Below are 10,199 nucleotides of genomic sequence, written 5' to 3'. Positions count from 1 at the left end.
CGGCGGGCAGTGCCGTCGGCGCCACCAGGACGGCGAAGTCCTTCACCGCCACCGCCTGCGACACGTCCGCCTTCACCGGCAACTCCGGTGCCGCGCTGGTCCAGCAGGTCAAGGCCGCGAGCCTCGACTGCGTCAACACCCTGTTCAAGCTGACCGGCAACGACGCCAAGGCCGCCTTCAACGAGGCCCAGATGGCCACCGTCGCCAACGCCCTGCGCGACACCGCCACCACCTACCCCGGCGACGACTCCACCTCCGCCGGCCAGCTGGTGCTCTTCCTCCGCGCCGGCTACTACGTGCAGTGGTACAACAAGGACGCCGTCGGCCCGTACGGCGCGACCCTCCAGACCGCCATCCGCGGCGCGCTCGACGGCTTCTTCGCCGCCCCGCACAGCAAGGACGTCACCGAGGCCAACGGCGCCACCCTCGCCGAGGCCGTCACCCTGATCGACAGCGCCCAGGAGAACGCCCGCTACACCGGCGTCGTCAAGCGGCTGCTGAACGACTACAACACCGGTACCTGGACCGGCTCGATGGCCACCGCCGTCGCCAACACCGAGACCGTCATCGAGCGCGGCTTCGACCAGCCGGCCTTCGTCTCCGCCCTCCAGGCCGACCCGTCCTTCGCCACCACCGCCGCGTCCTTCGTGACCCGCAACAGCTCCCAGATCAACGGCGCCGACCCGGTCACCTCGATCGGTATCCAGCTCGGCAACCTCGTCGCCAACGACGCGCTCCGGGCCCAGGGCCGTCCGATCCTCAAGGACCTGATCAACCGCTACCCGCTCGTCGGCAACACCGGTCCGCTCACCATGAACCTGCTCTGGTTCGCGGAGAAGAAGGACGCGGGCAACTGCTCCTACTACGGCACCTGTGACGTGCCCGCCAAGCTCGTCCCGCTGGTGCTCACGTCCAACTACACCTGCAACGCCAACCTGAAGATCCGCTCGCAGAGCATGACCGCGCAGCAGTTCGCCGACACCTGCACCAGCCTGGTCAACCAGGACGCCTTCTTCCACAAGATCGTCAAGGACAGCGGGCCGGTCGCGAACGACAACAACACCAGCCTGGAGGTCGTCGTCTTCGACAGCTACTACGACTACAGCCTCTACGCCTGGGAGATGTACGACATCGCCGTGGACAACGGCGGCGAGTACGAGGAGGGCAACCCGGCCACGGTCGGCAACCAGGCCCGCTTCATCGCCCACCAGGCCACCTGGCTGCCCGGCTTCCAGATCTGGAACCTCAACCACGAGTACACCCACTACCTCGACGGCCGCTACGACATGTACGGCGACTTCAACGCCGGCATGACCACCCCGACCGTCTGGTGGGTCGAGGGCCTCGCCGAGTACGTCTCCTACAGCTACCGGGGCGTCCACTACGACGACGCGGTCACCCAGGCCGGCCTGGGCACGTACGCGCTGAGCACGCTCTTCGACACCACCTACGAGAACTCCAACTCCACCCGGACGTACAACTGGGGCTACCTGGCGGTGCGCTACATGCTCCAGTCGCACCCGCAGGACGTCGACGCGCTGCTCGCCAAGTACCGTGCCGGTGACTGGGCCGGCGCCCGCACCCTGCTCAAGACCACCATCGGCACGAAGTACGACGCCGATTTCGCCACCTGGCTGAAGGCCTGCGCCGCCGACAACTGCGGCTCGCTGCCCACCACCCAGGCGCCCCTGTGCACCGCCTCCGACACCCGGCAGTACGACAAGAACTGCCGCCGTGACAACGTCGCCGCCACCACCGGCAACTACAGCTACAACTTCCTCAACCTGCCGGCCGGCGTGAAGCAGCTCACCATCACCACCAGCGGCGGCACCGGCAACGCCGACCTGTACTACAACGGCGGAGCCTGGGCCACCACCGGCTCGTACCAGGCCAAGTCCACCAGCAGCGGCAACGGCGAGACGCTCACCATCACCAACCCGCCCGCCGGTTACGTCTTCTTCAGCCTCTACGCCCAGCAGGGCTTCGGCGGCGTCACCGTCACCACGACCTACAACTGAGCGAGGAACATGCATAACTGATGTGACGTCAGACAGGTGAGACGGAGGGCCCCGCGGCGACGCGGGGCCCTCCGTCGTCTCCACCGCGCCCTACGGGGCCGCCGGCCCCGCGACGCGCTGCGCCGGAATGCCGCGGTCGCGCTGGAGGTCCAGCAGCTCGCGGAACAACCCGTCCGGGCGGGCGGCCAGTTCGGCCCAGGTGCCGGTCTGCACGATCCGGCCCTTGTCCATCACGATCACCCGGTCCGCCACCGCCGCGTTGGCGATGTTGTGGGTCACCAGCAGGGTGATCCGGCCCGGGGCGAGGGAGCGCAGGGCGTGCAGGATGCGGTGCTCGGCGCGCGGGTCGAGGTCCGAGGTCGGCTCGTCCAGGATCAGCAGCCCGGGGCTGCGGACGGTGCGGTAGAGGGCCCGCGCCACGGCCGCGCGCTGCCAGCCACCGCCGGACAACTCGGCTCCGCCCCACCAGCCTTGGGCGAGCAGGGTGCGCCAGCCGGAGCGCAGCCGGGCGACGGTCTCATCGAAGCCGGTACGGGCCGCCGCCCGCTCCACGTCGGCCATCACCTGGTCGGTGAGGTGCCCCAGGTGGACGTTCTCGGCGGCGCCGAGCGGCCAGCGGGCGAACTCCTGCGGCACTCGGGCCACCCTGGCCCACATGCCGTCCGCGTCCAACTCCTCCACCGGCACGCCGTCCCAGGTGATCCGGCCGGACTGCGGCAGGTAGAGGCCGGAGAGCAGCTTCAGCAGGGTCGACTTGCCGCTGCCGTTCTGCCCGATGACGGCGACCACCTCGCCGGCCCGCAGGGTCATGCTGACGCCGCGCAGGGCCGGCTCCTGCTGCTCGCCCGGGTAGCGGTGGAACAGGTCGGCCGCCTCGACCAACTGCGGTGCTGCGGGCAGCAGTCGGCCCCGGCTGATGCGGTGTCCGCCGGCCTCGTCCAGGAACGTGAAGTAGTCGTCCAGGTAGAGGCCCATCCGGTACAGCCGGGCCCCGTTGCCGACCAGGCCGTGCAGGCCCGAGGAGGCGGTGCGCAGCGCGAAGGTGGCGGTGCCGGCGGCGGCCAGGTCGATCCGGCCGCCGGCCACCAGGTAGAGCAGCGTGCCCCAGATCAGCGCGCCGCCGGCCCCGGTGCCGAGCGCCGCCAGCAGCGACACCTTGGCCGCCTCCCGGGTGGCCCGGTCGGTGGCGGCCACGATCTTGGCCTCGGCGCGGCGGTACTTGGCCATCAGGAAGGGCGTCACCTGGTCCGAACGGACCTGGTCGGCGCGGGTCTTGTCGATCAGGAACCAGCGGTAGACGCGCAGCGCGCCGCGGTCCTCGTTGGTGGTCACCGCGGCGAGGTAGTGGATCCGGGCGGTGCGGACGGCCGCGACCGCGGTCGGCACCGAGCCGAGCAGCAGCAGCGGCACCAGCCAGGGGTGCAGGGTGGCCAGCACACCCGCGGCGGCGGCCAGCGAGACGGTGGAGGCGATCACGTCCTGGGCGTTGGAGAGCAGGTCGGGTGTGGTGGAGGCGCCCCGGTCGGCGGCCTCCCACTGCTCGTTGTAGGCGGGTTCGTCGTAGGCCTTCAGCTCGGCGGCGCACCCGGCGGCGATCAGCGCCAGCTCCGCCTCCCGGGTGATCCGCGGCGAGACCCGGCCGGACAGGCCCACCACGGCGATGCCCAGCACGGCGCGCAGCCCGGCCGAGGCGGTCAGCAGGAGCAGGGACGGCGCGGCGCTCCGGAGGTGTTCGGTCACCGGGCCGGCGACCAGCAGGGCGTCCAGGGTGCCGGTGGTGGCGTACAGGGCGAGCGCCCCGAACACCCCGGCCAGCGCCTGGCAGACCAGCAGCAGCACCGTGGACGTACGGTCCGCCGCCCAGGCCAGCGCCATCGCGCGGCGCACCAGGTGCGGCAGCCGGCGCAGCATCGCGCCGGTGGACATCGACGCGCCGGCCTCGGCCCGGCGGTCGCCGGGGAACCTCAGCCGCAGTTCCTCCTCGTGCTCCTCCTCCGCCGTGCCTTCGGGGTTCACGGGTTCCACGGGTTTCACGGTCTGCTCCGACACAGTGCTCCTCCCTCGTACGGCCGTGGCGTTTCCGCACGCGGGCAGCCCTCACCACCGTTCGGGCACGGTGGGTGGGCAGCGGTGCCCAGGGGCACTCTGCGAGGGGCGGCTGCCGGTGCGGACCCCGATCCTGGCACCGGCTCCCGGGGCGCTACGGCGTGTCCCGGCGGCTCTCACTCGATCCGGGCGATTCCGTGTCGGCGACGGCGAGTTGGTGGCTAACGATCACCGGGAAGGTCCGCGATGTTCGATTCCGGGAGAGGCCCCGGCAGAGGCCGGCCGCGCGGACGCGCGCTCAGTCCTTCTTCCGGTCGAGCGCCCGGCGGAAGACGAAGGTGTTGACCACGATCAGCGGGGCACCCACGGCGGGGAAGACGTAGGTGGCGGGGACGAAGGCCATCGCGCACGCGATGACGGCGACGTCCAGCAGCACGATGAGAGCGGTGACACGCGGGCCGGAGCTTAGGACGCTCTTGAAACCCCTCTTCTCCTCCACGTGGACCTGCCTTTCTCCGTGACATTCACCGGTATGAGGAGCCTAGCAGCGGCACCGTCATCCAGTAGCCGAAATGCCGATCGGTGGTGCCGAAGTCTTCGGCACCACCGATCAGTTCATGAAATGGGATTCTGTCAGCGAATGGCCCGGACTACGGCCACTTCGTCCCGAAACCACAGTGGTTCAGGACCTCGCGGACGTTCTCCCCCTGCTTCCAGAACTTCCCTCCGTTGCGGGCCGCGTTGAAGAGCGCGTCGGTGGCCGTCATGAACTTGGCGGTCTTCGACACCATCATGAAGCCCTTCGCGAGGGCCGTGCCGCCGCCGCTGGTGGCCGCCCCGATGGCGGCCTGCTGCACCGCTCCCTTGACGGTGTGCTCGCCTGCTCCGACCTCGTAGACGCCGACGCTCGCCGCGGCGCCGATGGCGGCCGTCATCAGCATTCCTCCCGCGCCCGCGCAGATGCCGGCCGTGGCCGCCGCGCAGGCCGCCGTGGCGACGGTCGCGGTGGCGATGATCGCCACCTGGGCGATGCCCCGCCAGTGGTCCTTCACCGCGTTGCCGATGGCGCTGAACCAGCTCATCCCGGACGGGTCGATGAGGTTCAGCGGATCGTTGTTCGCGTAGGAATAGTACTGCCGTGTTTCGGTGAACTTCGGGTCCTGCGTCAGGAACTGGGCGGTCGCCGGGTCGTAGTAACGGGCCCGCAGGTAGACCAGTCCGGTTTCGGAATCGGTGTACTGACCCGTGTACTGGAGAACCGTGGCGGCCGTCCCGGTCTTGCCCCTCACTTCTCCGTAGGGGCCGTAGTCGTACGTCGCCACCAGGGCGCCGGCCGAGTCCGTCAGCGCCCGGGTGGAGCCGATCTGGTCGTGGAAGAACCACTGCGTTCCGGCTGCGGAGATCTGCTCCACCGGGCTCGCGTCGGGGCCGTAGACGTAACTGTAGGTGCCGTCGAAGAGGAGGCCGGCGTCCTGCTCCGCGTCCCAGGTGAAGGACGTGGTGGTACCGCCGACGGTCTTGGCGGCCCGCAGGCCCGTCCCGTCGTAGGTGTAGGCCGCCGTGGTGCCCGTGCCGGAGTCCGAGCCGGTCAGCTGCCCGGCCTGGTTGTAGCCGTACTTCCTGACGGTGCCGCCGGTGGTGGCCTGGGTCCGCTCCCCCTGGGCGTCGTAGGTGTAGGTGGTGGCCCCGGTGGGCGGGGCGGCGCAGGTCGGGTTCGCGGGCGCGGAGCCGTTCGCGCTCCAGCAGAGCTGGTTCGCGGCGTCGAACGCCTGCTTCACGGTGCCGAGTTGGACGGCGTTGTCGGCCGCGTCGTAGCCGTAGCCGGTGGTCGTGCCGCCCGTGGTGACGGACTTGAGCTGGCCCAGCGGGCTGTACTGGTAGGTCCGGCTGTCGGCGGTCGGCGCCGTCCGGGTCTCGCCGGAGAGCCGGCCCGCGTCGTCCCGGGCGTAGCCGAGCGAGGCCAGGGTCGTCGTCCCCTTGGTCAGGACGTCGCTCGCGGGGCGCCCGGCGTCGTCGATGCCGGTGGTCGCCGTGGTGCCGTTGGGGTAGGTGGTCGTGGTCCAGTGGCCGTCGCTGTCGTAGCCGAAGGACGTGGTCCTGGCGCTCCAGTCCTTGACGGCGGTCAGCCGGTTGGCCTTGTCGAAGGTGCGGGTGACGGTCTGGGTGCCGGATCCGGGGTAGGTGATGCCGGTCTGGTTGCCGTTCTCGTCGTAGGTGTATCCGACGACCGCTCCGGCCCCGTTGGTCTGGGAGGTCAGCTGGCCGAACACGTCGTAGGCGCGCTTGCCGGTGCCCGTGCCGTCGGTCATGGAGACCTGGCGGCCGAGCGCGTCGTAGCCGTAGCCGACGTTCGGGGTGACGCCGTCGGAGTACGTGACGGAGGTCAGGTGGTTGGCGGCGTCGTAGCCGAAGGTGGTGACCCGACCGGACGGGTCCTTGACGGTGGTACGGTTGCCGGCCCCGTCGTAGGCGGAGGTCGTGGCGCGCCCGTTCGGGTCGGTGGCGGAGGTCTGCCGGGCCTGGGCGTCGTAGCCGTAGGTGGTCTGCGCCCCGGCGCCGTCGGTGGTGCTCGCGACCGTGCCGTCCGGGTTGTACGCCGTCGCCACCTGGGTGTTGTCGGGGCGCTTGGCCAGGGTCTGCCGGTCCATGGCGTCGTAGGTGTAGGTGGTGACCTTTCCGTTGGCGTCGGTGGCGGACGTCTGGTTGCCGTTGGCGTCGTAGGCTGCGGCCGTGGTCTTCCCGAGCGGGTCGGTGGTGCCGGTCTCGTGGCCCCAGACGTCGTAGGTGTGGGTGGTGCAGCCCTTCGCGGGCGCGGTGCACCCGGGTGCGGTGCCGGCCTCGGTGCCGCGAGGCGACACCTCCGAGGTCAGCAGGCCGCGGGCCTGGTCGTAGCCGCGCTTGGCGGTCTTCCCGGCGGCGTCGGTGGTGCTGGTGAGGTTGCCCGCCGCGTCGTAGGTGCTGCTGCTGGTGTTGCCCCGGGCGTCGACCGTGCGGGTGATGTCGCCCGGGTGCGCGGCGTCGTCGTAGTACAGGTTGACGCTGTGCTCGCCGGTGGAGCCGTCGGCCGCGCGCTGGACGGTGCTGGTCGGCAGGTTGTGGCCGTCACCGGCCGCGTTGGTGCCCCCGGAGGTCGCGATGTGGCCGGCCTCGTCGTAGTTGTAGCTGGTCAGCAGGCCTCCCGCGTCCAGCGTGGAGACGAGGTTGTCGGCGGCGTCGTAGCTCTTGGCCGTGGTGAAGCCGCGGGCGTCGCTGGCCCCGACCTGGTTCCCGTGGTCGTCGTAGACGGCGGTCTGGAGGTTGCCCCGGGGGTCGGTGATCGCGGTGACGCCGAGGCTGATCGGGTCGTAGGCGTAGCTCCACGTCCCGGCGTCCGGGGTGCCGTAGCCCTTGGTCTCGGAGACCAGCAGGCCGTTCTGGTAGGTGTGGAGCACCTTGTGACCGGACGGGTCGGTGACGAGCACCTGTCCGGCGGCGAGGCCGGCGCCGCTGTCCGGGCCGTAGACGAACACGGTGCTGCCGCCGAGCTGGTCGGTCTGGTTCACCACGCGCTGGGCACTGTCGTAGGTCATGGAGACGACCGGCGCCGGGGTCGCGGTGGAACCGTACTGGACCGGCCTGCGCATGGAGTTGAGCAGGTGGTTGGCGGTGTAGCCGTACTGGGAGTGGTCGTCGTCCTTGAGCGCGGGGGTGCGGGTGGTGCCGACGCCGTAGACGTCGGTCAGGTTGCCCGCGCCGTCGTAGCCGTAGGTGATCCGGCGTCCGGCGCTGTCGGACAGGGCGGTGATGTGGTTGCCGGTCCAGGTCAGGGTGTAGACGCGCCCGCCGGGGTCGGTGATGGTGGTCAGGTGGCCGGCGCCGTCGTAGCCCATGGTGGTGGCGTACGCCGGGGAGGCCTTGCTGCCGGAGACGTCCGTCTCGGCGAGGAGCCGCCCGTTGCCGGCGTCGAAGGTGAGGACCTCCTTCGACTTGCGGGTGAAGGTGTAGTTGTTCCCGTTCTTGCTGAGCGTCGCGTTGTAGCGCGGCGCCGACGGCGCGTACGTGCCGGAGGAGTTGACGAACGTGACCTGGGAGCCGTCTTCCTGACGGATCGTCACGTTGCCCGTGGCGGCGTCGGTGACGGCGCTCAGGTTGTACGAGTGGGTCCAGCCCCAGCCGAACGGGCCGTCCGCGGCGAGCGATCCGCCCGGACCGGCCGGGTCGGCGGTCGCGGAGGCGTAGCTGCGGGTGAACGTGAGCGGCATGCCGCGGCCGGGGGTGGAGAGGTCGGTGAACTGCTCGCCGAAATAGCCGGTGCTGGTGTCGACCGGGTCACCGGCGGTGCGGCGCACACAACCGCACTGCACCCAGGACGGGTTGCTGCCCTTGGGCGCGTCCTGGATGCCGGGCGGGCCGCCGATCGGCTGGCCGGGGGTGCCGCCCATCGGGATGAAGGCGACGGCGTCGTAGGCGACGTCGTAGTCGGCGTAGTTGATGTTGCCGCCGCCGCTGACCTCGCTCTTGTTGCTGAGCTGGAGGTTGCCGCCGTTCTGCATCGCGAAGGTGCCGATGGTGACCCACTCGTCGGTGCCCCAGTTCTGGTTCACCCGGATCTTCCACGGCGCCACCCCGCCACCGGGGTTGATGGTGTAGACCACGTTGGTCGCGGTCGCGGCCGTCGAGGGCAGATGGATCTTGATCTTGTAGTACTGGAGCTTGGGCAGGTTCGGCGTCCACGTCCCGGTGTTGATCAGCGCCGGGTTGCTGCCGTCCTCGGTGTGGGTGAAGAGCACGTGCCCGCCGAAGCCGACGCCCAGCTGGTGGGTGTCGATCGCGCCGATCGGGTCACCGGCCGCGTTGCTTCCGTAGGTGTAGGTGAAGCTGCCGCCCTGGGACCAGTTGGAGGGAGTGCCGCAGCCGACCAGGTTGAGCGGCGGCTGGGTCTGCGCCTCGTCCACGATGATCGGCGCGCCGTAGCCGGCGTTGGCGACCTTCGCCGGGTTCAGCGAGCAGACCGGCGGGTGCGGGTGCGGCTTGACCACGGCCGGCTCGGGCGAGCCCGCGCCGACGGTGTAGGCGCTGGTGGCGCAGGTGGTCGCGCAGTCCGGGATGAAGGTCACCGACTGGTGCCACCAGCACTGGAGGCTCGCCAGGGTGCAGTACTTGGGGTTCGAGGCCCCCGTCGGGTCGCACTTGTTGTCGCCGGTGCAGAAGGTCTCGACGGGCGGGATCTGGAGCCAGGTCTTGCCGCCGTGGTAGTCGGGCTTGGCGTAGGCGGGCTGGTTGAAGCGCAGGATCGGCTGGCCGGCCCAGCCCATGATCCGCTCCTGGTACGGCCAGCTGGCCGGGTGCCGGGCGTCGTCGTAGGTGTTCTTCAGGTACGGCGCGCGGGTCGGCGGGTAGTCCGGGTTGCGCGGGTTGTTGGCCCAGCCCAGGCCCCAGTTGCCCTCGGCGCTGGTGCAGGTGGGGCCGGGGACGCAGCCGGTGGTGTTGCCGAACGCGGCGGTGGGCTGGATGCCGGAGTTGTAGGCCCAGGCGGCCAGGTACCAGTTCTCCAGGTAGCGCGGGTTGCCGCCGTTGACGGTGATGCCGGCGTCGTAGAGCTGGTTCCAGGTCCGCTCCAGGATCTGGAGACCGGCGGAGACGTTCTCCTGGTAGTCGACGGCGATCTTCGTCTGGCCGTTCACCGAGTAGATCGTGTCGCCCTTGGACATGCCGTTGGTGACCTGGCCGAGGCCGTAGCCGCAGTCGGCCTTGGTGTAGTCCATCTTGGAGATGGAGCCGCCGGCGCCGTAGTAGTCGCCGACCAGCGCGCCGCCCGCGATGCCGGGCAGGGCGTGCCAGGACGCCTGGCTGTAGTTGCTCTCCTGCGCCACGATCGCCTGGTAGATCGAGCGCGGCACGGAGTCGAAGGAGTCACCGGCGGGGTGCTTGAGCGGCACCCGCGCGAAGTCGCCGTTGGGGGCGTACGCGGCCAGGCCCAGGTTGGACCAGCCGGCCGGGCGGGTGTAGGCGGAGCCGGTGAGCAGGCCCTGCTCGGCCATCTCGATGGCCCAGGACACCTGCGCGGTGCCGGGCTGCATCACCTGGCGGTTCTCGGCCAGCCGGTCGACGGCGCACTTGGGCGTACCGGCCGCCGCGACGGCGGCGGGAGCGGCG

The 10,199-nt window shown here is 70.6% G+C and carries 4 protein-coding genes; 1 reads left to right on the top strand and 3 read right to left on the bottom strand.

Annotated features, from left to right (window positions below; translation table 11 throughout):
- Positions 1-2,018 (top strand): M9 family metallopeptidase (locus J0670_RS18445; RefSeq protein ID WP_207812712.1); only part of this gene is annotated, 2,018 nt, incomplete at its 5' end.
- 90 nt (positions 2,019-2,108) lie between these two features.
- Here the strand turns inward: J0670_RS18445 and J0670_RS18440 are convergent.
- The 3 genes from J0670_RS18440 to J0670_RS39955 form a co-directional block, all read right to left on the bottom strand.
- The gene (locus J0670_RS18440) at positions 2,109-4,043 is read right to left on the bottom strand and encodes an ABC transporter ATP-binding protein (protein WP_307806575.1); all 1,935 of its coding nucleotides are present in this window, start codon (positions 4,041-4,043) and stop codon (positions 2,109-2,111) included.
- Between the two features lie 319 nt (positions 4,044-4,362).
- Positions 4,363-4,563: a hypothetical protein gene (locus J0670_RS18435; RefSeq protein WP_207812711.1), complete on the bottom strand. Its 201-nt coding sequence runs from the start codon at positions 4,561-4,563 to the stop codon at positions 4,363-4,365.
- A gap of 151 nt (positions 4,564-4,714) precedes the next feature.
- On the bottom strand, positions 4,715-10,199 hold a 5,485-nt coding region (locus J0670_RS39955; RefSeq protein ID WP_207812710.1), incomplete at its 5' end, for an RHS repeat-associated core domain-containing protein.

Source organism: Streptomyces sp. FH025 (assembly GCF_017427025.1).
GTDB lineage: Bacteria > Actinomycetota > Actinomycetes > Streptomycetales > Streptomycetaceae > Kitasatospora.
This window is presented reverse-complemented; position numbering and strand designations above follow the sequence as displayed.